We start from the raw sequence: 23,644 nt of genomic DNA on the forward strand, positions 1-23,644 counted from the left end.
CTCCGGAGGGGGGAAAGGTGGCGCTGCGAAGCAGCGACGGATTGGGGGAACCACGTGGCAATCAAGCCTCAGGTCGACCAGTCACGCCAGTCACAGAGTACGTGTGCATAGCGTAGCCCGTTTTACGGGTAGAAGGTGCCGGCAGGCAGATGAGGGCCAGCGCCGAGCTCAACAATTACCAAGGCAGTTCACGCCGCCAGCAGCGACTTCAGCTTGACCGCTTGCGAGCCGAGCGCTTCCGGGGCTGGGGTCGCCCGCTTGGCAATCAGCATTTCCGCCAGCCGGATGTCGCGCGCCACCGCATTGCCGGGGCCGATGCCGCTGGCGGCCACCAGCCTGCCATCCTCGGCCAGATGGAACAGGATGAAGGCGCCGTCGTCGAGGTCGCGCCGCACGATACTCTTGCCTTCGTCCGACAGCCCGGCGATCTGCAGGGTCAGCCCATACTGATCCGACCAGGACCACGGCACGGCGGCATGCGCCTCTTCGGCGCCCAGCATGTTCTTCGCGGCCAAGGCGCCCTGTTCCTGGGCGTTGCGCCAGGCTTCGAGGCGCACGCGCCGGCCGCCATAGACGGCAAGCGGGAACGAGCAGCAGTCGCCCGCGGCGAAGATATCCGGGTCGGCGGTGCGCAACTGCTCGTCGACTGCGATGCCGTTGTCGATCGCCAGTCCCGCCTCAGCGGCAAGCGCGGTCACCGGCACGGCGCCGATGCCGATCACCGCGAGATCGGCGACGATGGCCTGCCCGTCGGCCAGCGTGATGCTGACCTCCGCGCCGTCATCGGCAATCGCCGCTATCCCCTGGCCGGTGCTGATCGCAACGCCCTCGGCCTCATGCGCCTTGTGGATGATCTCGGCGATCTCGGCCGGCACGCCGCGCATCAGGATGCGCGGCTGCGCCTCGATGACGGTGACGGCGGCGCCTAGCTTGCGCGCCGCGGCGGCAAGCTCGAGGCCAATGAAGCCGCCGCCGATGATGGCGACGCGGTTGCCGGCGCTGAGATGAGCGCGAATGGCCAAAGCATCGTTGAAGGTCCTGAGATAGACGCAACGCCCCCCGAGACCCGGCATCGGCAGCGTGCGCGGCACGGATCCGGTTGCCAGCAAAAGTTTTTCGTATGGCAGGGAGGATCCGTCCGACAGTTGCACGACATGCGCGGCACGATCGATCGCGACGGCCCGGACGGAATGGATGTGGCGGATCGCGCGCTCGGCGAAAAGCGCGTCGGTGGCGATCGCCTTGATCGAAGGCGCCTCGCCGGTCATCGCTTCCTTCGACAGCGGCGGCCGCTCATAGGGCAGATGCGGCTCGTCGCCGACCAGCGTCACCGGCCCCTCGAAGCCGAGATCGCGCAAAGCGAGCGCGGCGCGCCCGCCGCATTCGCCGGCTCCGATGACCACCATTCCTCCCGTCATCAGCGTCACCCGACCTGAACAAGAACTTTGCCGGCGTCGACCTTGACCGGATAGGTCCTCAGGTTGACGCAGACCGGCGCGCCGCGCGCATCGCCGGTCTTGTAATTGAAGCGGCCATTGTGCTTCGGGCATTCGATGATGTCGTCCATGACCAGCCCGTCGGCCAGATGCACCTTTTCATGCGTGCACAGCCCGTCCGTCGCGAAATATTCGTCGTCCGGGCTGCGGTAGATGGCGAAGGTGCGGCCGGCATGGTCGAACCGCATCACGTCCTCCTCATCGATGTCCCCGGCCGCGCAGGCCTCGACCCAGTCGCTCATCTCGTCCTCCGCGAAAATTCGGTTGGTTACGCTATTCGGCCGCTGCCGCCACCGGATTGTCGTTGTGCAGCTCTTCCCGGTAGGGCTTCGCCGTCGGCGGCAGCGCGCGCTTAAGGAAATAATCCTCGTTACGCAGCTGGCGCAGGAAGGCCGGGATCATCTCGCGATAGCCGGCCAGGATCGACGGTGTCGGCGCCGGCAGATCGTGCTTGATCATCTCGTGCAGCCTCGGCAGCGCGTGGTAGGGCACCATCGGGAACATGTGGTGCTCCACATGGTAGTTCATGTTCCAGTAGATGAAGCGGCTGACCGGGTTCATGTAGACGGTGCGGCTGTTGAGCCGATGGTCGATGACATTGTCGGCGAGCCCGCCATGCTGCAGCAGTCCGGTCATGACGTGATGCCAGGCGCCGTAGAGGCGGGGCAGGCCGATCAGCAGCAGCGGCAGCCAGGAATGCAGGTAGAGGGCCAGGGCGATGGTCGCGATATAGATGGCGAGCCATAGGCGGGCGACGCGGATGGCCTTCGGCTGTTCCTGTTCGGGGATGTAGGTCTTTTCCGCCGCGCTGATGACGCCGGCGGCGTTGCGCAGCATGTCGGTCATGGCATGCCATGCGTCGAGAATGCCGAAGAAGTTCAAGACGACGCGCAGCAGATCCGGCGGCCGCATGACGGCGATCTCCGGGTCGCGGCCGACGATGATGGTGTCGGTGTGGTGGCGTGTATGGCTCCAGCGCCATGTCACCGGATTGCGCATGATCATGAAGCAGGCGAGTTGGTAGACGGCGTCGTTCATCCACTGGGTGCGGAAGGCCGTGCCATGGCCGCATTCGTGCCAGCGGGAATCGGTCGAGGAGCCATAGAGCGTGCCATAGACGAAGAAGAACGGCACGCACCACCAGCTGCCCCAGAACCAGGCGCCGCCCGCGCCGCTGAGGATAAGCGCGCCGAGCCAGATGATGGTGTCGCGGATCGCCGGCTGGTCGGAGCGCTGCATCAGCTCCTTCATCTGCTTGCGCGGGATCTCGGTATGGTACCACTCGGCCGCCGCCAGCCCGTTCTCGACCGCGAGCTTGGCGTCGCGGCCGGTCAGGCTGTAGTCGCGTGGCGACGCCGACGAAGACGTCATGGCAGTCATTGAGCTTCCTCCAACAACGCCTGGCGAACGGTTTTAGCAGGTCTCGGGTCGTTCATGGCCGGCTTCCACTTCACCATACCGCCGGCCCATGATAGTCTCAACATCAGGAAGATAGTTTCTATCATTTCCTATCAGAATGAGATATGCTGAGTCGGACAGGCAATGGAGCATTCATGGCAAAGCGGCCGACCATTAGCGATCTCGCGCGCGTCTCGGGCGTCAGCGTCGCCACCGTCGACAGGGTGCTGAACAGCCGCCTGCCGGTGCGCGAGGAGACGGCGCGCCGGGTGTATGAGGCCGCCACCGAGATCGGCTACCACGCGGCGGGGCTGATCAAGCAGCGCATGCGCCAGGAATTGCCGGAATACCGGCTCGGCTTCCTGCTGCTGAGGGGCAATGACGTCTTCTATGGCGATTTTGCCAGGGAGCTCGAGTTGGCGGTTTCGCAGTCGCAACGTTTCCGCGGCACTGCCGCGATCGACTTCGCCACGTCGCTGGCACCCGATGAGATTGCGGGCCAGATGCGCAGGCTGGCGGCCAAGTCGAGAGCCATCGCCGTTGTCGGCCCGGATCACCCGACGCTGACGGCGGTGGTGGAGGCGCTGAAGGCGAGGGGGCAGCCGGTGTTCTCGCTGCTGTCCGATTTTGCCGCCGGCATCCGCGAGGGCTATGTCGGTCTCGACAACCGCAAGGTCGGACGCAGCGCCGCATGGATGATCGCCAAGGCCGCCAGGAAGCCGGGCAAGGTGGCTCTCTTCGTCGGCAGCCACCGCTTCCATGGCCACGAGCTGCGCGAGATCGGCTTTCGCTCCTATTTCCGCGAGCACGCGCCGGATTTCACCGTGATGGAGACGCTGGTCAACCTCGAGGCGAATGACGTGACGCATGACGCCATGCTCGATCTCCTGGCGCGCCATCCCGATCTTGCCGGTTGCTATGTCGCCGGCGGCGGCATGGAAGGCGCCGTCTCGGCGCTGAGAACGGCAAACCCGGCCGATATGCCGGTCGTCATCTGCAACGAGATCAACGCCGTCTCGCGCGCAGCACTTGCCGACAACATCCTCACCATGGTGATCTCGACGCCGCTCGCCGCGCTCTGCCGGGAACTCCTGGGACTGATGGCCCATGCCATCGAAAGCGGCGCCGCCAATGCGCCGGGGCAGACCTTCCTGCCCTTCGATATCTATCTGCCAGAAAACATCTAGAAGCTCCAGCGCAGGAATTTTGATCGGTCGCCCGTTTGCGTTGGCAGGCGGCACGCGTTGGAGATTGGCCGAAGCGCCCATCGCGTCGATTCGCTCCTTCCTTCGCCATAGTTCGCATAGAATGACGAGGTTGGGGCAGCTTCAGCCAATTCCCGGCGTTTGCGATGGGTCGATGTGAAAGAATCCATCAGGCTGATGGATTCTTTCATGGCGATTTGCTTCGATTCGGGCTCGGGTTTCGACGATCGGGACCGAAAAACCGGCCAATCTCGTCGGAATCGCCCTTGACGTTTCCAAAACGAAATGGAATAAATATTTCACTAACTAGGCTTTTTGGTTCTTTCGTTCCGAAGCGCCAGTGCGAATGGAGGAAGAGGCGTTCCAGTCGAGTTGGGACGCCGCATGGCCGCAGGGAGAGATTCCCCGGGCAAACCGGGGATTCCGGTTCAAATGGGTGCAGCCGGACACCAAGTGGAGGAGAATAAAATGAAGAAACTGCTTTTGGGCGTCGCGCTTTCGGCGCTGATGTGCTCATCCGCCTTCGCCGCCAAGATCGGCGTTTCGATGGCCAAGTTCGACGACAACTTCCTGACCGTGCTGCGCAACGGCATGATCGCGCAGGCCAAGGGCATGAGCGGTGTCGAATTGCAGGTCGAGGATGCGCAGAACGACGTGGCCAAGCAGCTCGACCAGATCAAGAACTTCGCCGCCTCGGGCGTCGACGCCATCATCGTCAATCCGGTCGACACCTCGGCCACCCAGGCAATGTCGGACGCGGCCGCCGCGGCCAAGGTCCCGCTGGTCTATGTCAATCGTCAGCCGGTCAATGTCGACCAGCTGCCGGACAACCAGGCTTTCGTCGCGTCGAACGAGGCGGAATCCGGCACGCTCGAGACCAAGGAAGCCTGCCGCCTGTTCAAGGAAGCCGGCAAGAAGGAAGCCAATGTCTACGTGATCATGGGCGAGCTCTCGAACCAGGCCGCGGTGCAGCGCACCAAGGACATCGAGGAAGTCATCGCCACGCCGGACTGCAGCTTCATCAAGATCATCGACAAGCAGACCTCGAACTGGGATCGTGACCAGGCGCAGAACCTGATGACCAACTGGCTGTCGTCGGGCAAGGCGTTCGACGGCGTTATAGCCAACAACGACGAAAGCGCCATCGGCGCCATCCAGGCGATGAAGGCCGCCAATATCGACATGAAGTCGGTGGTCGTCGGCGGCGTCGACGCCACCCAGGACGCGTTAGCCGCTATGCAGGCAGGCGATCTCGACGTGACGGTCTTCCAGGACGCTGCCGGCCAGGGCGCCGGTGCGCTCGATGCGGCGCTGAAGCTCGCCAAGGGCGAAAAGGTGGAACACAAAGTCTATATCCCGTTCCAGCTCGTCACTCCGGCGAACATCGACAAGTTCTTGAAGAAGAACTGAGGCGCGCCGGCGCAGTTCCAGGAACGGTTTTCGGTACGGAATTGCGTGAAGACAAACCGCGGGGTGATGCCGCGACGCATCGGACTGGCTGAAATCGGCTGCTGGCGAAGCGGCGCCGCTCTGTTCCTCTCCCGCCCGACAGGGCGGGAGAACGGGGCGCGGTCATTCGGAGGAAGAAGACGTGTCACAGACATCGCATGGCATTGGCGGGTTGAGCTATGACGCCAAGAAGCGTCCATGGCCGGCCGAGTTCAACGTGTTCCTGGCGCTGGTCATCCTCGTCGTCGCCTTCGAGCTGATCGGCCGCGTCTTCCTCGGCGACAGCTTCCTGTTCAACACGCGCGAGAATGTGTCGGGCCTCTTCAACGAGCAGCGCCTGCAGATCATCATCCTGCAGGTCTCGATCGTCGGCATCATCGCCATCGGCGTCACCCAGGTCATCATCTGCGGTGGCATTGACCTGTCCTCGGGCTCGATCGTCGGCGCCACCGCCATGATCGCCATGAGCTTCGCGCAGGTTGCGACCGTCAACGGCAATCCCAATCCCAAGGCGATGTTCATCGATTATGGCTGGACCGACCTGCCGGTCGTCGTGCCGGTGCTGGTCGCGATCGGCTGCGGACTGATCGCCGGCCTGATCAACGGCCTGTTGATCGCCTATACCCGCATTCCGCCTTTCATCGCCACGCTCGGCATGATGGTCACCGCCCGCGGTATCGCCAAATGGTGGTCGAAGGGCCAGCCGATCTCGTTCCCGACCGACAGCTTCGCGGCCATCGGCAAGGGCCTGATGCCTGTCGTCATCTTCATCTCGCTGGCGCTCCTGTTCCAGCTTATCCTGAGCTATACGAAATACGGCAAGCATTGCTATGCGATCGGCTCCAACGAGGATGCCGCGCGCATGTCGGGCATCAAGATCGCCAATCACAAGGTGCTGGTCTACGCCATCGCCGGTATCCTCGCCTCGCTTGCCGCAGTGGTGCTCTGCTCCAAGAACCTCACCGCCCAGGCCGGCATGGGCGTCATGTACGAGCTCGACGCCATCGCCATGGCGGTCATCGGCGGCGTTTCGTTGTCGGGCGGCCGCGGCTCCATCATCGGCACCGTGATCGGCTCGCTGATCTTCGGCGTCATCATTTCCGGCTTCACCTTCCTGCGCCTCGACGCCTACTATCAGGAGATGGTCAAGGGCGTGATCATCGTCGGCGCGGTCGTTCTCGATCAATGGCGCCAGCGCCGCCGCGCGATAGGAGCTTGACCATGTCCGACATCGTTCTGAAGACCGAAAACCTCACCAAGCATTATGGCGGCGTGCACGCGCTGCAGGAGGCGAATTTCGAGCTGCGCAAGGGCGAGCATGTCGCCATCATGGGCGACAACGGCGCCGGCAAATCGACCTTCGTGCGCCAGATCACCGGCGTCGAGCAGCGCACCGACGGCAAGATCTGGTTCGACGGCAAGGAAGTGAACTTCGCCGGCCCGATCGAGGCGCGCGAGGCGGGCATCGAGACCGTGTTCCAGAACCTCGCTCTGGCCGACGATCTCGACGTGCCGTCGAACCTGTTCCTCGGCCGCGAGAAGGTGCTGTTCAACCTCGGGCCGTTCTCGATTCTCGACCGCAAGGCGATGCGCAAGGCGACCGAGGCAGCGCTTGTCCGCACGGCGGTGAAGATCCCGAACCTGTCCAGCACCATCCGCCATATGTCCGGCGGCCAGCGCCAATGCGTCGCGATCGCCCGGACCGCGACCTTCGCCTCCAAGCTGATCATCATGGACGAGCCGACGGCGGCGCTCGGCGTGCAGGAAACCGCGCAGGTCGAAAACATCATCCGTACGCTGAAGGAAAACGGCGAGCCACTGATCCTGGTCAGCCACAACATGCGCCAGGTGTTCGACCTGGTCGACCGCATCGTCGTCTTCCGCCGCGGCCGCATCGTCGCCAATTTGCGCAAGCAGGACACCGACGGCAACGACATCGTCGCCTACATCACCGGCGCCAAGACCGGACAGGCGGAGCTTCAGGCCGCCTGACGGACGCCGCGACGGGACCAACCAATTGTCCGCGCCACCAGACGCGGGCGAGCCTTTAACATCATCTCGAAGGATATTCCATGACTCTCCGCTTCGCTCTTCTCGGCGCCGGTCGTATCGGCAAGGTGCATGCCCGCGCCGTCGGCTCAAATCCGCAGGCAAAACTGGTTGCCGTGGCGGATGCCTTCGAGAAAGCGGCGACTGATCTCGCCTCCGCCTACGGCGCCGAAGTGCGCACGATCGATGCCATCGAGCAGGCCAAGGACATCGACGCCGTCATCATCTGCACCCCGACCGACACCCACGCCGACTTGATTGAGCGCTTCGCCAAGGCCGGCAAGGCGATCTTCTGCGAGAAGCCGATCGATCTCTCCGTCGAGCGGGTCGAAAAATGCCTGGCCGTTGTCGAGGAGACCAAGGCCACGCTGATGGTCGGCTTCAACCGCCGCTTCGACCCGCATTTCGCCGCCGTGCGCAAGGCGATCGACGACGGCGCCATCGGCACGGTCGAGATGGTCACCATCACCTCGCGCGATCCGGGCGCCCCGCCGCTCGATTATATCGCCCGCTCCGGCGGCATTTTCCGCGACATGACCATCCACGACTTCGACATGGCGCGCTTTCTGCTCGGCGAGGAGCCGGTTGCGGTGAGCGCGCATGCTTCGGTGCTGGTCGACAAGAAAATCGGCGAAGCCGGCGATTTCGATTCGGTCAGCGTCATCCTCGAGACCGCCTCCGGCAAGCAGGCCGTCATTTCCAATTCGCGCCGAGCCACCTATGGCTATGACCAGCGCATCGAGGTGCACGGCTCCAAGGGCATGGTCGCGGCCGAGAACCAGCGGCCGGTGTCGATCGAGCTCGCCAACGACAAGGGCTACACCCGTCCGCCGCTGCACGACTTCTTCATGACCCGCTACATCGACGCCTATGCCAACGAGATCGCCTCCTTCATCGCCGCGGCAACTGCCGGCAAGAAGGCGGCGCCGAGCGGCAAGGACGGGCTGATCGCGCTGAAGCTGGCCGACGCGGCCTTGCAGTCGGCCAAGACGGGCAAGACCATCCGCGTCGATTGAAATTTGAATACGGATTGAGGAGCACAGCGATGAACGGTTTGGCCGGTCGCAATTCAGAAACGCGCGCCATCGTCACCGGCGGCGCGCAGGGCATCGGCTTCGCGGTTGCGGAAGCGCTTGCCGATGAGGGCTGCCGCGCGCTGGCCCTGATCGGCCGCTCGCAGGAAAAGGGCGACAGAGCGGTCGCGGCGCTGAAGAAGAACGACGTCGACGCCATCTTCATCAGCGCCGATGTCGCCAAGGTTGCGGACTGCAAGCGCGCCGTCGAGACCGCGATCAAGCATTTCGGAACGCTGAACGCGCTGGTCAACGCCGCCGCTACTTCCGCGCGAGGCTCGCTGGTCGAGACATCGGAAGAACTCTTCGACCAGATCTTCGACACCAATGTCCGCGGCCCCTTCTTCCTGATGCAGGGCCTCGTCGCGCATCTCCTGGAGCGCAAAGCGCCGGGCTCGATCGTCAACGTTCTGTCGATGTCGGCGCATGCCGGCCAGTCCTTCCTGACGCCCTATTCGACCAGCAAGGGCGCGCTGATGACGCTGACCAAGAATGTCGCGAGCGCTTATCGGCGGAACCGCATCCGCTGCAATGCGGTGCTGCCGGGATGGATGGACACCGAGGGCGAGGCGATCGTCCAGAAAAAATGGCACGGAGCGTCGGATGACTGGTTGGAGAAGGCCGAGGCCGCGCAGCCCATGGGCCAGCTGGTCAAGCCCGCGCAGCTTGCCCGGCTGATCACCTACATGCTGAGCCCGCAGGCGGGCGTCATGACCGGCTCGCTGGTCGACTATGATCAGAACATAGCCGGCGTGGTCGGGGAGTAGTCGCAGGGGAGCCTGGCGGCGACGCAGGTCACTTCGTCATCCACGGGCGGAGCAAGGAGCGAAGCGACGCGGCGCAGACCCGAGGATCCATGCCGCGACTCCGGAGCGTTGCTGCGGTCCAGAATTATGCATCGCCGCGCTCTTCGGCCAAGGTAACGGCATGGATTCCAGGGTCTTCGCGACGGAGCTTCGCTCCTGCTTCGCCCTGGAATGACGAAATCGCGAAGGTTCGGCCCCACCCGAAATTGCCAGCCTCAACAGGCACGTGACAAACGCCCACGCATCGATTATATCAGCCGCATGATCCACCTGACCGCCTCGTTTTGGTACTTTTATTTCAGCTCGCTGGCGGCGGGAGGATTGCGCTCGATCTGAAAACTCCAGATCAAAAAATCCGACAAGCCGCCAGACCTGGCGGCTTTTTTGTTTCAGCCGGCAGGTCTCCTAAACCAGGAGCAGAAAGCCGTGTTGACCACCACAGACGACCTCCGGGTCACCGAAATCAGAGCCTTGAGCACGCCGGACGAGGTGATGCGCGAGATACCGCGCTCGCTCACCGCGACGCGCACCGTCGCTGCCTCGCGCAACGCCATCCATTCGATCCTCTCGGGGACCGACGATCGACTGCTTGTCATCGTCGGCCCATGTTCAATCCACGATCCGGTCGCGGCCGTTGACTATGCCAGCCGTCTGGCGGCGCTGCGCGAGGCCCTGGCCGACCGGCTCGAGATCGTCATGCGCGTCTATTTTGAAAAGCCGCGCACCACGGTCGGCTGGAAGGGCCTGATCAACGATCCCGACCTCGACGGCAGCTTCAACATCGAAAAAGGGCTGCGCATGGCGCGCAACGTTCTGTCGGCCGTCAACAATCTCGGCCTGCCGGCGGCGACCGAGTTCCTCGACATGACCATTCCGCAATACATCGCCGACCTCGTCGCCTGGGGCGCGATCGGCGCGCGCACCGCCGAAAGCCAGATCCATCGCGAGCTGGCCTCGGGCCTGTCCTGCCCGGTCGGCTTCAAGAACGGCACCGACGGCAATCTCAGGATCGCCGGCGAGGCGGTGAAGTCCGCCGCCCAGCCGCATCATTTCATGGCGGTGACCAAGGGCGGCCGCAGCGCCATCGCGGCGACCACCGGCAACGAGGATTGCCATGTCATCCTGCGCGGCGGCATTCAGCCGAACTATGATGCCGCAAGCATCGACGCCGCTGCCGCCGAGCTTGGCCGCATCGGCGTCGCGCCGCGGCTGATGATCGATGTCAGCCACGCCAACAGCGCCAAGAAGCCGGAGAACCAGCCGAAGGTCGCGCATGACGTGGCGGGCCAGGTCGCTGCGGGCGACGAGCGCATCATCGGCGTCATGATCGAGAGCAATCTCGTCGCCGGCCGGCAGGACGTCGTGCCCGGCAAGCCGCTCGTCTACGGCCAGAGCATCACCGACGGCTGCATCGACTGGGCGACCACGGAAACGGTGCTGCACGGCCTCGCCGGCGCCGTCGAATGGCGGCGGTCCGTGAAGCGCGAAATGCTCGCCAGCCGGCAGGGTGCGGCTTGAGCGAAATGGAGAGGGCGGCGATCACGCCGCCCTCAACCCTTCCCAGGCCGTGAATATCGAAACGGCAAACAGCAGCAGCCCTGCCATGCGCCCGGCGAGAACGGTCGCGCGGGGATTGGCCACAAGCATCTGCCTGCTGCGCCCCGCCGTGACGGCGAGCCCGCCATAGATCGCGGCTTGCGTGGCGACCGTTAGCAATCCCATGATCGTCGCCTGCATCCAGATCGGACCGTAGGCCGGCTTCAGGAATTGCGGATAGACGGCGAGGATGAAGAGATAGGCCTTCGGATTGATCAGGCAGGTGACCAGGCCCCGGCGAAACGCCTTCCAGGCCGAGCGGCTCCCCGTTGGTCCGTTGTCGCCGACGGTGATCGAGCTGCGCATCAGCGAAATGCCGATATAGGCCATGTAGGCGGCGCCGGCGATCATCAGGGGCGTGAACAGGATCGGCACGAAATGCATGAGCAGCCCGACGCCGATCGCGCCGTTCAGCGTGTGCACGGCGCCTCCGAGCATAATGCCGGCGGTGGCGGCCAAGCCCCTGTTGCTGCCGCCGGTCAGCGCATTGGCCAGCACGAACAGCATGTCCATGCCCGGAACGGCGATGATGCCGAACAGAAGCACGAAGAACAGCCAGAGATTTTCGCCATAGCTCATGTCAGTTGCCTGTCGCATTATCTGCTTGCGCGAAAAGGAATCTGTTGCTTTTCAAGCGGGTAGGCGACTCTATAGGTCACTCCAACTGACGGGGATGTGTCAGTTGCGTTCTGATCGGGCCAAGGAAATGCGCAAGGCCTCGCGGCTGTTCGAGATCATCCAGATCCTGCGTCTGGCCAAGAAGCCGGTGACGGCGGCGACGATCGCCGGGCATTTGGAAGTCACCGTACGCTCGGTCTATCGCGACATCGCGGCCCTGCAGGCGATGCGCGTGCCCATCGAGGGCGGGCGCGGCATCGGCTACATACTGCGCCCTGGCTTCGACCTGCCGCCGCTGATGTTTTCCATCGAGGAGATGGAAGCGATCGTGCTGTCCTTGGCGCTGCTCGAGCGCACCGGCGACGAGGAGCTCAAGCAGGCCGCCAAACGCGTCGGCGCCAAGATCGCCGGCGCCGTGCCGCAGCCTTTGCGGCAGACGCTCGACGCCAACGCCCTCCATGCCTGGGGCTTTGCAGCACCCTCCGCTTCAGCCGTCGACCTCGCTCTGGTCCGCCGCGCCATCCGCGACGAGGAGAAGCTAAGCCTCTCCTATCGCGACGAGGCGGGACGGCCGACCGGCCGCATCATTCGCCCGGTCGCCCTGATCTACTATGCCGAAACCGCCAACATCGTCGCCTGGTGCGAGTTGCGGCAGGCCATCCGCAATTTCCGCAGCGACCGCATCGAGGATTGCCGGGCGGCCGGCCAATGGTTCAAGGGCGAAGGCGACCGGCTGCGGCAGGTGTGGGTCGACGGCTGGGAGATCAATGCCCCGGCGGCCGCCGGCAACTGACGCGTTGCCGCCTTATGTCTCAGGGAACGATGCCGCGGCAGGCCCAGGCGACATTGGCGAAGGATCGCGGGCCATCCGGCCGGCCGGCTTGATAGGCATCGCGGACGGCGGCCTCGACACGCTCCCGCTCGGCTGCATCCAATGTGGTCATGTATTTGCCGAGCGGGCCTTCGCCGGCGCCGATCGGCACCCAGAAGTCGTCGAAATTCGCGTAGTCCATGCGGATCATCGGCTCGGCCTCGGTGACATCGACGAGACCCTGCTCGACAAAGGTCCGCTTCATCTCGCCCGGCTGCATCATTGGCTGGAAGCAATAGCGGTTGCGCAGCTGACGCCCGCTTTCGCTGAGCGCCGCAACTGTGTCGATCATCATGCGCATGCCGGCCATGCCGCCGTAATGGTCCCAGACCACGGCCGCGACCACACCGCCCGGCCGCGTCACGCGGCGCATCTCGGCCACCGCCTTGCCGGCTTCCGGCACGAAGTGCAGCACCAGCAGCGCCAGCGCGCGGTCGAACGCATCATCGGCGAACGGCAAGGCGGTGGCATCCGCCTGCTGGATGGTGACGCGCGGATCGGTGTTCCTGTCCTTCGCCGCCGCGACGAAGACCGGCGAGAAGTCGATGGCCTGGATATCGGTGAGATCGCCTGACTTCGCCAGCTCGAAGGTCAGGCTGCCGGTGCCGCAACCCACGTCGAGGACTTTTTCGCCGCCGGCCAGACCGGCGAAATCGATGAACTTGGGCGCGAGCCTGCGGCTCCAGCGCCCCATCAGTTGCTCATAGCCCGACGCCGCGTGAACGGTGAAACTTGATGTCATCTCGCCCTCCCTTCGTTGAAGTCAACCTAGACTTCCACGGAAGCCATGCCAAGCAGCCAAAGCAGCGGATCGTTCCGTGACCGCACACAAGCGGTGGGCCTGGCGGCCCGGCACGTTGCCGGGACTGTGCGCAGAAGCTAATATGGCGCCTAACCCTCGCGGATATTGGGGGACGGGGTGAGCAAAATCCTGATTTGCGGTGGAGGCGTAATCGGGTTGTGCACGGCGGCCATGCTTGGCCGCGATGGTCACGACGTGACGGTCCTCGAGGCTGATCCGGCGGACCGGCCTTCGAGTTCCAGTCAAGGATGGGACTGGGAGCGCCCCGGCGTTGCGCAGTTCAGGCAGCCCCACAACCTCAGCTCGCGTTTCCGGATGGTCGCCGATCAGGAGTTGCCGGGGCTGACGGATATTTTGCTGCGCGCCGGCTGCGTCTGGATGGATTTCTTCGACCCCCGATCGTTGCCCCCGACGATAACGGACAGGGCGCCCCGCCCGGGCGACGAAGCCATGCGCTTCGTTACCGGCCGGCGGCCGGTGATCGAGTGGGCCGTAGCCGAGATGGCGCAAGCTGCGCCCAATGTGACGGTCCGGCGGGGGATCAAGGTTCGCGAGCTGATCACAGGCGCCTCAGCCATTCCCGGCGTGCCGCATATTGCGGGCGTCCGCACCACGTCCGGCGAAGAGATTCGCGCCGATCTGGTGATCGATGCGATGGGGCGGCGAAGCCCTGCCTGCGAATGGATCGTTGCCGCCGGAGGCCGCAGTCCGAGCGAGGAAGCCGAGGACAGCAATTTCGTCTATTTCACTCGCTATTTCACGGGCAAGCAGCGGCCGCGCCGAAAGGGCCGCCTGCTCACTCCGATGGGGCTGTTCTCGATTCTCACGCTGGATGGCGACAACGACACCTGGTCGGTCACCCTGTTCACCTCCGCGAGAAACAAGGCCATGCGCGCTTTGCGCGACACCGCCACCTTCCACCGTGTCGTAACGGCATGTCCGATGCAAGCCCATTGGCTTGACGGCGAGCCGATCACGCACGTCCTGCTGATGGCAGGCGTTCTCGACCGCTACCGGCGGTTTGTCGTCGACGGCCGGCCTGTCGTCACCGGGTTTGCGGCTGTGGCCGACGCCTGGGCCTGCACCAATCCGTCCGCCGGGCGGGGGTTGAGCGTCGGCCTTCTGCACGCGCAGGTGCTCAGGAACGTCGCTTGCCGGCACATCGGCGACCCTGCCGAATTCTCGCGGGAATACGATGTCGAGACCGAGCGTCAGGTCGGCCCGTTCTATCGCAACCAGATCGCCGCCGACCGTGCCCGGATCGCGGAGATGAACGCCTTGGCCGACGGCCTTCCTGTTCCGCCGCCGAATCCGGTCATGGCCCGGCTTTTCGCTGCCGCAAGCGAGGATGCCGACGTGTTTCGCGGCGTGATCGAGATCGCCATGTGCGTTTCGCTGCCGCAGGATGTCGTCGCCAGACCGCATGTCGCGGCAAAACTGGCCGAACTGGACGGTCGTCCCTTGCCGCCGAATCCCAACATCATCGATCGCGACCGTATGGCATCGCTACTTGCCGGCTGATCTTTTCGTAATCCAGCGTCGACGGGCGGGTTAAAAGCTCGTCGGGACCGCGATGACGGAGACTTCGCTCACGCAGGCGTCGTTTTGCCGGTCGAGAGAGCGTCGAACACTTCGCCCGTTTCGGCCACGAGCGTTCGCACCAGTTGTCCGGCCGGAAGCTCCCTGTTCAGCGCCGCCGCTTGCCCATAGAGATGGAAGGCGAAATCCTTGTCGCCGCCGAGCGGAGCGCTGAGCGCGACCATTTGCGGGAAGTCCGGAAGGGGAACCCTGCTCTCCTCCATTTCCAGGGCGTAGCGGGTGCGTCTCGCCCGCGCCGCGCGGCCGGTGAAGACATCGGTGACCATCGTGTCCATGTCCGTGGCCGCGCGGATCAGGGCGCGGCGCGGTGCGTCCGTGCCGGCTTCGTCGCAGGACAGGAAGCCGGTGCCGATCTGCACGCCGCTGGCGCCAAGCGCGAAAGCGGCCGCTATGCCGCGGCCGTCGGCGATGCCTCCCGCGGCAATGACCGGGAGCCCGACGGCATCGACGACCTGGGGAACCAGCGCCATCGTTCCAACGCCGTCGCCAGGACCATTGGGAGCATGCGAACCGCGGTGACCTCCCGCCTCCCAGCCCTGGGCGATGACCGCGTCGGCTCCGCCGTCGGCAAGCTTGCGCGCCTCGGCGACATTCGTCGCGGTGCCGATGACTGCGATCCCGGCATGCTTCAGCCTGCCAACGGCAGCCGCATCCGGAATGCCGAAATGAAAGCTCACGACCGGCGGGCGGATCTCGAGCAGCAGTTCAAGCTTTTCTTCGTCGAAACCCGGTCCGATCGGCGGAAGCCTCCGCGAGGGTTCCTCGAGCGACAGCTCCTCGTAGTAGGGCCGCAACCTGTCAATGACCTGGGTCAGCACGGTGTCGCCGGTGTCGGGTCTGGGAAAAACAAAGAAGTTGAGGTTGAAGGGACGCACGGTCAAGGCGCGCATCTGGCGCGCAACGTTGCGCAGGCCATCCGGCAGCATCGATGCGCATCCGAGCGACCCCAGCCCACCGGCATTGCTCACCGCGGCGGCGAGTTCCGGCGTCGCCGAGCCCGCCATTGGCGCCTGGATGATCGGATGCTCGATCTTGAAAAGATCGCATAAACGGCGGTTCGGCCACATGAGCGTTTTTCCTGTTGGGAAGGAACACACGCTCACTCATCATAGGCCGGTCTCGGGGCCGGGTCATCGGAATTGTGCGGGTACACACTCCCCGCGCTGTCCCGTTCCACCAGCGGGCACTCCAGCTTGGTGATGGGATAGCGGCCGCGGCCAGGCGTCGGCGGCGTTTCGAGCTGCTCGATCGCCCATTGGCCCATCGCCAGATGCGGCAAGGTCGTCAGCGGCGGGAAGTGATGGCGGGCGATCTCCTCGTCATGCAACTCGCCTCAAGTTTTCGAGAACAGCGCCTGTATCGTCTCGATCGGCATCAGCATGACGCGCTCGCCCAGCGGAGAAATAGTGAAGCCGTGACGCTGGTAGAAACCAACGGCGTCGTCGTCGATGGCGTGCGCCACCACGGCACGAACCCCGGCAATGTCCGAAACCGCGAGGCAACGCCGCAGCGCATCGGAAAGCAGGTCGCCCCCGAGGCCCATTCCCTGGAACGCCTGATCGATCGCCAGACGGCCTATCAGCAGCAAAGGAACCTGTTCAGGCATGCCCCGGCGTAGCTTGGCGCTTGGCAGCGCGACCCGTTCTTCCATCGCCGTGGAGATCGCGTAGTAACCGACGACACGATTTTTCGTGCCCGCGTCGCAGACGACATAGGTTCGGGCAGACAATCCCTCGCCGGCGAGGGCACGGTTTCGCAGCCAGTCATCAAGGGTGGGATGCCTGCCGTTGCGAAATTCTGCGACATCATGAATGATGGTCAGCCGTTCCGGAGCACGGACTCGCGGGCCTTGCGATTGCCCAGCGGGCATCAGCGCTCCCAGGCTGGCTTGCGCGTCATGCGGGCGCGAAGCTCTTGCGACGGCTTGTTCGGAGCATCAAGCAGGTCAAGAAATTTCTCATGCGCGTCGGCATCGAGAAAGAAGGCACGCTGGTCCAGAATGGTCTCCTCAGCCTGCTTGCGCGCACTGTCCAGCATGAACTCCGACAGTTTTTGCCCGCGCAAGCTCGCGGCGCGGTTGAGAATGGCCTTCGTCTCGGCCGAAGCGCGGATCTGAATCATATCATCCTTGCGAACTGCGTTGCGATTGCTGCCAGCATGACTGGGCTGCGCCATCGAAATCCTCCTGTGTCAGGGTCAGATATCTAGCGATTGTCAGTACAATGTCAATACGTTCCAAGCCTTGAAGTGGCGATCTGGGACATCCTATCCCTTCACGCCTGCCACGCTCTCCCGTTCCACCAGCGGGCACTCCAGCTTGGTGATCGGATAGCGGCCGCGGCCGGGCGTCGGCGGCGTCTCCAGTTGCTCGATCGCCCATTGGCCCATCGCCAGATGCGGCAGGATGGAGGTCGTCAGCGGCGGGAACAGATGGCGGGCGATCTCCTCATCGTCATAGCCGACCACGGAGATGTCGTGCGGGATATGCAGGCCGGCTTCCTTCAGCGCTTCGTAGCAGCCGATCGCGGTGCGGTCGTTCTGGCAGAAGATGGCGGTCGGTCGTTCCTTGAGCCCGAGCAGCTTGACCGTCGCGGCATAGCCGGCGCTGGCCGACCAGTCGCCCTCCACCACCAGTTCCGGGTCGAACGGGATGTCGGCGGTGGCTAGAGCGCGGCGATAGCCCTTGAGCCGATCCTGAGCGGCCTGCATCCACGGCTCGCCGGTGATGGTGGCGATGCGGCGATGGCCATGGCCGATCAGGTGTCTCGTCGCGCTCTGGCCGCCGGCGATCTCGGAGGGAACCACGGCCGGGAAGGCATAATCGGCGGTGTAGCAGTTGAGCAGGATGACCGGCATCTCGAGGCTGTAGAGGAAATCCGGCGCGGCGATCTCGCGGGTGAAGATGGTCATATAGATCAATGCCGTGATGCCGCGCCCCGTCAGCGCCTGGATGGCGCGCGACTCCATCACCGCGTCGCCCATGGTCTGCGCCACCAGAAGCACGTTGCCGGCGTTCCACGAGGCCTGCCGCGCACCCTCGATGGCGACCACCGCCTCGGGGCTGGTGGCGAGCTGGTCGACCGCGAAGCCGATGACGCCATCCAGGCCCTCGAAGGGCGTCACCGGCGGCCGCAGCGCGGAAAAGACCGGCGGCGAATAGCCCAGCGCTCTGGCCGCCTCGATCACCCGGTCGCGTGTCTGTTGCGACAGCCTGATGCCCGGCGAATTGTTGAGCACGAACGAGACCGTCGCCTGCGAGCAGCCGGCGGCGCGCGCGATGTCGGTCATGGTGACACGTCCTTTGGGCTTGGCGGCCGGCTTGCGGCGCCTGGAAGCCCCGGGAGGATCCCGCAGTTCCGTCGGTTCACTCATGGTCGGTTCCCAAACCCGGCCGGCTCCAAAGCAAAGGCCGATTGCAACGGCAAGATGGTCGGCACGCTCATCTGAAACACACTATTGATAATAAGTATTATCAAGCGCGACATGCAAATCGCCGGCCGCGCCGCGTCGCGACGAAATCAGTCCGATAGGGTCAGCAGCGCTGACAATTCCTACGGGTTTCCGTGCGATAGAACGCTTTTGCGCACGTGCTCTCCTCACTCTCGGCGCATCTTTCGACCAGCGTCTCCTCCGCTTCGAAAGCACGCGCCTCAGCCCAAAACTAATACTCTTTACTAATAGCTGTAAGCGTTCTACTGTCAACTCGTCGTAACCGTCCGGGCTTCCGCTCGGTGCCGGCAAAGTGCGAAGGATGCTCGCTCGAAAGCCGGCGGGATCGCCGGTTTGGGCGCGTGTCCATCCTCACGAAAATGTCAGACAAATCGGACTATTTACGAATGCCACATGAGTGTCTAGTGTCTCGACCGCGGCCGGATCGGAACCGTTCTTAAGTCGGCGGACCTTTGCGCCACACCCTTGAGGAGGAGGGTTATCCGCGCCGCAGCCGAGACATCAGCGAAGAGTTCTACAAGGGAGGTTTGAACTATGAAATCCATGATACGCAACGCATCAGTCGCCGCGGCGGCCTTGGCATTAGGCCTGTCGGTGAGCGCCAGCGTGCGCGCCGACGACAAGCCGACGCTGGCCTTCGTCGTCAACGGTGCGTCAGACTTCTGGAAGGCGGCGGAAGCCGGCGTGAAGAAGGCGCAGGGCGAACTGCCCGACTACAATCTCGAGCTCAAATATCCGGAACAGTCGTCGGTCGCCATCCAGCAGCGGCTGATGGATGATCTGGTGACGGCAGGCGTCAAGGGCATCATGGTCTCGGCCGTCGATCCCAAGACCTCGACCGACGGATTGAACAAGATCGCGTCGGAAACCGCGCTGTTCACCACCGACTCGGATGCGCCGCAGACCAAGCGCGTCGCTTATATCGGCTCGTCCAACGTCGATGCCGGCAAACAGGCGGCCGAAATCGCCAAGAAGGCGATGCCCAACGGCGGCAAGTGCCTGGGCTTCGTCGGCCTGCTCGGCGCCGACAACGCCAAGGAGCGCATCCAGGGCATGAAGGACGGGCTCGCCGGCAGCAAGATCGAGCTGGTCGACGTACGCGGCGACGACATCGACCAGGCGCGTGCCAAGAAGAATGTCGAGGACGCGCTGGTCGCCAGCCCCGACATCACCTGCATGGTCGGCTTCTACTCCTACAACACGCCGCGCATCTATGAAGCGCTGCGCGACGCCGGCAAGCTCGGCCAGATCACCGTCGTCGGCTTCGATGACGATCCGATCACGCTGGGCGGCGTCAAGGAAGGCACCGTCGCCGCGACCGTGGTGCAGCAGCCGTTCGAATGGGCCTATCAGGGCATGAAGCTGATGGCTTCCTACCTCAAGGGCGACAAGTCGGGCATCCCGGCCAACAACCTGATCATCATCCCGACCAAGATCATCGGCAAGGATGATGTGGACGCCTACGCCGCCAACCTCAAGGCGATGCAGGGCAAGTAAGCTCAGCACAGTTGCGCCGGCTCAAGGTTCGCCTTGAGCCGGCGTTCGTATTGACGGACCCGCCAAGGCCCGTCAGTCTGTGGCCACCGGCTGTTGCCCCGTGCGGTAAACTATGGCGTGATGACCTCTACCGATTCCACTCAACCGACCACCGCTCCGTTCCTGAGCCTCGAGGCCGTGCGCAAGACCTATCCGGGCGTTGTGGCGCTGGACAGATTCTCGATGGAGGTCCGGCCCGGCGAGGTCATAGGCCTGGTCGGCGAAAACGGCGCCGGCAAATCGACGCTGATGAAGATCCTCGGCGGCGTGACGCGGCCGGACAGCGGCACCATCACCGTCGACGGCGCGGCGCATGACGCGCTGACCGTCGAGCATAGCATCGGCTCCGGCATCGCCTTCGTGCACCAGGAACTGAACCTCTTCGAAAATCTCGACGTCGCCGCCAACATCTTCTTCGGCCGCGAGCCGCTGCGTGCCGGGCCGCTGAGGCTGGTCGACCGCGCGAAACTGCGCGAGATGGTGGCGCCGCTGCTAAAGCGCGTCGGCGCCAATTTCTCGGCCGACGCGCCGGTGGCGTCGCTGTCGCTCGCGCAGCAGCAGATGGTCGAGATCGCCAAGGCGCTGTCGATCAAGGCGCGCCTTGTCATCCTCGACGAGCCTACTTCCAGCCTGCCGATGGCGGAAACCGAAAAGCTGCTCGACGTCATCAAGGGCCTGAAGGCGCAAGGCATCAGCGTCATCTTCATCTCGCACCGGCTGCATGAGATCGAGCGCGTCGCCGACCGCGTCGTGGTGCTGCGCGACGGCACGCTGGCCGGCACCCTTCCCAAGAGCCACATCAATCACGACGAGATGGTCAGGCTGATGATCGGCCGCATGCTGAAGGAGCGCGAGAAGGCCGGCGAGGCCGCGCGGGCTCCGGGCAGCGTAGCCCTGTCGGCGGATGCAATCCGCACCAGCACCTATCCGGACCGGCCGGTCAGTCTGGAGTTGAAACGCGGCGAGATACTCGGCCTTGCGGGCCTGGTCGGTTCCGGCCGCACGGAGCTCGCGCGCGTGCTGTTCGGGATCGACGAACGGCTCGCCGGCAGCGTCACGCTCGACGGCAAGCCGCTGAATGTGACATCGGCGGCCGACGCGGTGGCGAATGGCATCTTCCTCGTGCCGGAGGACCGCAAGCTCACCGGCATATTGCTCGATCTCTCGATCGCGCAGAACATTTCATTGCCCAACCTGCCGGCCCATGCCAGGCGCTCGCTGGTCTCGGTCGGCGCCGAGCTCGCGACGGCCGAAAAGCAGAAGAAGAACCTCGGCATCAAGGCGCCGTCGGTCTTGACCCGCACTGGGACGCTGTCGGGCGGCAACCAGCAGAAGGTGGTTCTGGCCAAATGGCTGGCGATGAACCCCAAGGTGATGATCCTGGACGAGCCGACGCGCGGTATCGACATCGGCGCCAAGGCGGAGATCTACGGGCTGATGCGGGCGCTCGCCGATGCCGGCGTCGCCGTGCTGATGATTTCCAGCGACATGGAAGAAGTGATCGGCGTGTCGGACCGCATCGCGGTCATGCATGAGGGGCAGATCTCCGGCATCCTCGATAAGGACGATTTCAGCCAGGAGAACGTGCTTTTGCTGGCGGTCGGCAAGAAGCCGAAACTGCTGCAGGCGGCGGGAGGAGCGCAATGAGCAAGAAAGATCTCGGCCTGCTGATCCTGATCCTGGTGGTCGGCGCGGTGGTGACGGCCATCAACCCGCGCTTCCTGTCGGCGATCAATCTCGCCAACACTTCCAACCTGGTCGCTCTGTTCGGCATCCTGTCGATCGGCCAGGCCTTCGTCATCATCACCGGCGGCATCGAATTGTCGGTCGGCTCGGTGATCGCCCTGCTCGGCACGCTGTTCATCGATTTCATCGCGGTGCGCGAGGTGAGCTGGCCGCTGGCCTTCGTGCTGATCCTCGTGCTCGGCGCCGTCATCGGCTTCGTGCATGGCTGGCTGATCACGCGGCTGAAACTGCAGCCCTTCGTGGTGACGCTGTGCGGCCTGCTCATCTATCGCGGCGTGGCGCGCTTCTATACCGCCGACGGCACGGCCGGCTTCGCCTTCGGGCAGAACTTCCCGACGCTCGAGTTCCTGACCGCGGGCCGCTCCTACGGCCTGCCGAACAGCTTCATCGCGCTGATCGTCATCGCCATCGTTATGTGGGTGGTGCTGCACCGCTCGGTCTTCGGCCGCTATCTCTATGCGATCGGCAAGAACGAGGAAGCGGCGAAATATTCCGGCATCCGCACGGGCCGGGTGATCATCGCCGCCTATGTCATCTGCGGCGTGCTGACGGCGCTGTCGGCGATCTATTTCGCCATGTACACGCGCTCGATCTCGCCCGCGAGCCACGGCCAGTTCTATGAGCTTTATGCCATCGCCGCGGCGGTGCTGGGCGGCTTCTCGCTGCGCGGCGGCGAAGGGTCGCTGGTCGGTGCTGTCCTCGGCACCGTGCTGCTGCAGGAGTTGCAGAACCTCGTCAACCTGCTCGGCATTCCTTCCTCGCTCAACTTCGCGGTGATGGGCGGCGTGATCCTGATCGGCGTGCTGGTCGACCAGCAATGGGGCGTCTTCCGCGCCCGGCGCCGGATGCTGGAGGCGTCTCGCCGGGGCGTCGCCGGCGCGCCGGCGGAGTAGTCTCGCTCTTCCGTCCACACCCGGACCGGGTTCCGATTGGATCGATGCTCGCGGTGAAGCCGTGGGCAGGTCCCGATTCGCGGACGAATTGCAACAACGCGTGAACCGGAAAACAGCCCTTGTCGCAGAATCGGGGCTGGGCTAAGCAAATGGTATCTGAGGGTTCCAAGAACAAAATATGGGAGAAATTACCGTGACATCATCACGTTGGATCGCGCTCGCCGCGCTGGCGCTGACCTGCTCGACCCTGGCTATGGCCAAGGACTGGAAGACCGTGACGGTCGCGATGGAGGGCTCCTATGCCCCGTGGAACCAGACCGATGCCAGCGGCAAGATCGTCGGCTTCGAGGTGGACATCCTGAACGACGTCTGTGCCCGCGCGAAGCTGGAATGCAGCATCGTCGCGCAGGATTGGGATGGCGTCATTCCCGGGCTAACGGCAGGCAAGTTCGACATCGTCATGGACGGCATGTCGATCACCGAAGAGCGCATGAAGACCATCGACTTCTCGATTCCCTACGCGTCGTCGCCGGTGGCTTTCCTGGCCGACAAGAACGGCCCGCTGGCGCAGATGTCCAACACCGGCAAGATGATCGATCTCTCAAAGGACGACGCCGAATCCAAGGCGGCGCTCGACACGCTGCGCAAGGAGCTCACCGGCAAGAATGTCGGCCTGCAGGTCTCGACCACGGAGGCGACCTTCGCCGACAAATATCTCAAGGATGTCGCCAACGTCCATGAATACAAGACCACCGACGAGCACGACCTCGACCTGATGGCGGGCCGCATCGACGTCGCCTTCGCCGACACCACCTATTTCCTAGGCACGCTGGCCAAGCCCGATGCGAAAGACCTGGAATTCGTCGGCCCGCAATTCAAGGGTGGCCCGATCCTCGGGCCGGGCATCGGCGCGGCCTTCCGCAAGAGCGACAAGGACCTGCAGGACATCTACAACAAGGCGCTCAAGGCCGCGCTCGATGACGGCTCGGTGTCGAAATATTCCATGCAATGGTTCAAGATCGACATTACCAAGTAATGTCGCAACGGGAGCAGCCAA

At 64.1% G+C, this 23,644-nt stretch carries 22 protein-coding genes and 1 pseudogene; 13 read left to right on the forward strand and 10 right to left on the reverse strand.

The genetic code is table 11. The annotated features are described in order from the left end of the window. Positions 1 to 188: 188 nt before the first annotated feature. The 3 genes from LB538_RS18455 to LB538_RS18465 are packed head-to-tail and all read right to left on the reverse strand — an operon-like array spanning position 189 to position 2,876. A complete protein-coding gene (locus tag LB538_RS18455; RefSeq protein WP_224525953.1) occupies positions 189 to 1,418 on the reverse strand; it encodes an NAD(P)/FAD-dependent oxidoreductase in 1,230 nt (409 codons plus the stop codon). Positions 1,419 to 1,423: 5 nt separating this feature from the next. Then, positions 1,424 to 1,738 (reverse strand): MocE family 2Fe-2S type ferredoxin, encoded by a 315-nt coding sequence (locus LB538_RS18460; protein WP_095768020.1) that lies wholly within the window; start codon positions 1,736 to 1,738, stop codon positions 1,424 to 1,426. A 31-nt stretch (positions 1,739 to 1,769) separates the two neighbouring features. Continuing rightward, positions 1,770 to 2,876, reverse strand: a complete 1,107-nt coding sequence (locus LB538_RS18465; protein WP_224525951.1) for a fatty acid desaturase family protein — start codon at positions 2,874 to 2,876, stop codon at positions 1,770 to 1,772. Positions 2,877 to 3,049: 173 nt separating this feature from the next. On the opposite strand from LB538_RS18465, the gene LB538_RS18470 reads away from it, so the two are divergent. The 7 genes from LB538_RS18470 to LB538_RS18500 all read left to right on the forward strand — a co-directional run bounded on the left by LB538_RS18470 (position 3,050) and on the right by LB538_RS18500 (position 10,994). Next, entirely contained in the window at positions 3,050 to 4,081 is a 1,032-nt protein-coding gene (locus LB538_RS18470; RefSeq protein ID WP_095768204.1) for a LacI family DNA-binding transcriptional regulator, read from the forward strand. Between the two features lie 486 nt (positions 4,082 to 4,567). Beyond that, the gene (locus LB538_RS18475; RefSeq protein ID WP_095768205.1) at positions 4,568 to 5,509 is read left to right on the forward strand and encodes a sugar ABC transporter substrate-binding protein; all 942 of its coding nucleotides are present in this window, start codon (positions 4,568 to 4,570) and stop codon (positions 5,507 to 5,509) included. A gap of 181 nt (positions 5,510 to 5,690) precedes the next feature. Beyond that, positions 5,691 to 6,767 (forward strand): ABC transporter permease, encoded by a 1,077-nt coding sequence (locus LB538_RS18480; protein ID WP_224525950.1) that lies wholly within the window; start codon positions 5,691 to 5,693, stop codon positions 6,765 to 6,767. 2 nt (positions 6,768 to 6,769) lie between these two features. Continuing rightward, positions 6,770 to 7,540, forward strand: coding sequence for an ATP-binding cassette domain-containing protein (locus LB538_RS18485; RefSeq protein WP_095768022.1), 771 nt, complete (start codon positions 6,770 to 6,772; stop codon positions 7,538 to 7,540). A gap of 80 nt (positions 7,541 to 7,620) precedes the next feature. After that, entirely contained in the window at positions 7,621 to 8,613 is a 993-nt protein-coding gene (gene iolG / locus LB538_RS18490) for an inositol 2-dehydrogenase (RefSeq protein WP_224525948.1), read from the forward strand. Positions 8,614 to 8,642: 29 nt separating this feature from the next. Then, entirely contained in the window at positions 8,643 to 9,437 is a 795-nt protein-coding gene (locus LB538_RS18495; protein ID WP_224525945.1) for an SDR family oxidoreductase, read from the forward strand. Positions 9,438 to 9,902: 465 nt separating this feature from the next. Then, on the forward strand, positions 9,903 to 10,994 hold the full coding sequence (locus LB538_RS18500; RefSeq protein WP_224525942.1) for a 3-deoxy-7-phosphoheptulonate synthase: 1,092 nt from the start codon (positions 9,903 to 9,905) through the stop codon (positions 10,992 to 10,994). Positions 10,995 to 11,015: 21 nt separating this feature from the next. Here LB538_RS18500 and LB538_RS18505 read toward each other — a convergent pair whose 3' ends face one another. Then, positions 11,016 to 11,651 carry a LysE family translocator gene (locus LB538_RS18505; protein WP_224525940.1) on the reverse strand — a complete coding sequence of 212 codons (636 nt, stop codon included), beginning with the start codon at positions 11,649 to 11,651 and terminating at the stop codon, positions 11,016 to 11,018. A gap of 127 nt (positions 11,652 to 11,778) precedes the next feature. Here LB538_RS18505 and LB538_RS18510 point away from each other — a divergent pair, with 127 nt between their 5' ends. Beyond that, entirely contained in the window at positions 11,779 to 12,483 is a 705-nt protein-coding gene (locus tag LB538_RS18510; protein ID WP_224526228.1) for a helix-turn-helix transcriptional regulator, read from the forward strand. Positions 12,484 to 12,502: 19 nt separating this feature from the next. On the opposite strand, the gene LB538_RS18515 is transcribed toward LB538_RS18510, so the two are convergent. Further along, entirely contained in the window at positions 12,503 to 13,303 is an 801-nt protein-coding gene (locus LB538_RS18515; protein WP_224525938.1) for a class I SAM-dependent methyltransferase, read from the reverse strand. Between the two features lie 177 nt (positions 13,304 to 13,480). Here LB538_RS18515 and LB538_RS18520 point away from each other — a divergent pair, with 177 nt between their 5' ends. After that, positions 13,481 to 14,884 carry an FAD-dependent oxidoreductase gene (locus tag LB538_RS18520; protein ID WP_224525935.1) on the forward strand — a complete coding sequence of 468 codons (1,404 nt, stop codon included), beginning with the start codon at positions 13,481 to 13,483 and terminating at the stop codon, positions 14,882 to 14,884. A 68-nt stretch (positions 14,885 to 14,952) separates the two neighbouring features. On the opposite strand, the gene LB538_RS18525 is transcribed toward LB538_RS18520, so the two are convergent. From LB538_RS18525 to LB538_RS18545, 5 genes and pseudogenes are all read right to left on the reverse strand, one after another. Beyond that, positions 14,953 to 16,029, reverse strand: a complete 1,077-nt coding sequence (locus tag LB538_RS18525) for an NAD(P)H-dependent flavin oxidoreductase (RefSeq protein WP_224525933.1) — start codon at positions 16,027 to 16,029, stop codon at positions 14,953 to 14,955. A gap of 32 nt (positions 16,030 to 16,061) precedes the next feature. Further along, positions 16,062 to 16,283: pseudogene (locus LB538_RS18530) on the reverse strand (hypothetical protein); the annotation flags it as partial. 12 nt (positions 16,284 to 16,295) lie between these two features. Then, positions 16,296 to 16,832: a GNAT family N-acetyltransferase gene (locus tag LB538_RS18535; protein WP_224525931.1), complete on the reverse strand. Its 537-nt coding sequence runs from the start codon at positions 16,830 to 16,832 to the stop codon at positions 16,296 to 16,298. Next, complete coding sequence (locus LB538_RS18540; RefSeq protein WP_224525929.1) at positions 16,832 to 17,137, reverse strand: DUF1778 domain-containing protein; 306 nt, start codon at positions 17,135 to 17,137, stop codon at positions 16,832 to 16,834. The genes LB538_RS18535 and LB538_RS18540 overlap by 1 nt, the downstream gene beginning before the upstream one ends. Before the next feature lie 90 nt (positions 17,138 to 17,227). Beyond that, complete coding sequence (locus LB538_RS18545) at positions 17,228 to 18,334, reverse strand: LacI family DNA-binding transcriptional regulator (protein WP_224525927.1); 1,107 nt, start codon at positions 18,332 to 18,334, stop codon at positions 17,228 to 17,230. 612 nt (positions 18,335 to 18,946) lie between these two features. Between LB538_RS18545 and LB538_RS18550 the strand changes: the two genes are divergently transcribed. The 4 genes from LB538_RS18550 (at position 18,947) to LB538_RS18565 (ending at position 23,623) form a co-directional block, all read left to right on the forward strand. Further along, on the forward strand, positions 18,947 to 19,909 hold the full coding sequence (locus LB538_RS18550; protein ID WP_095768035.1) for a sugar-binding protein: 963 nt from the start codon (positions 18,947 to 18,949) through the stop codon (positions 19,907 to 19,909). A 120-nt stretch (positions 19,910 to 20,029) separates the two neighbouring features. Next, a complete protein-coding gene (locus tag LB538_RS18555) occupies positions 20,030 to 21,595 on the forward strand; it encodes a sugar ABC transporter ATP-binding protein (protein WP_224525926.1) in 1,566 nt (521 codons plus the stop codon). Further along, entirely contained in the window at positions 21,592 to 22,587 is a 996-nt protein-coding gene (locus LB538_RS18560; RefSeq protein ID WP_224525925.1) for an ABC transporter permease, read from the forward strand. The genes LB538_RS18555 and LB538_RS18560 overlap by 4 nt, the downstream gene beginning before the upstream one ends. 193 nt (positions 22,588 to 22,780) lie before the next feature. Further along, on the forward strand, positions 22,781 to 23,623 hold the full coding sequence (locus LB538_RS18565; RefSeq protein WP_224525924.1) for a transporter substrate-binding domain-containing protein: 843 nt from the start codon (positions 22,781 to 22,783) through the stop codon (positions 23,621 to 23,623). The last annotated feature ends 21 nt before the right edge of the window (positions 23,624 to 23,644 follow it).

Source organism: Mesorhizobium sp. Ca11 (assembly GCF_020165275.1).
Taxonomy (GTDB): domain Bacteria; phylum Pseudomonadota; class Alphaproteobacteria; order Rhizobiales; family Rhizobiaceae; genus Mesorhizobium.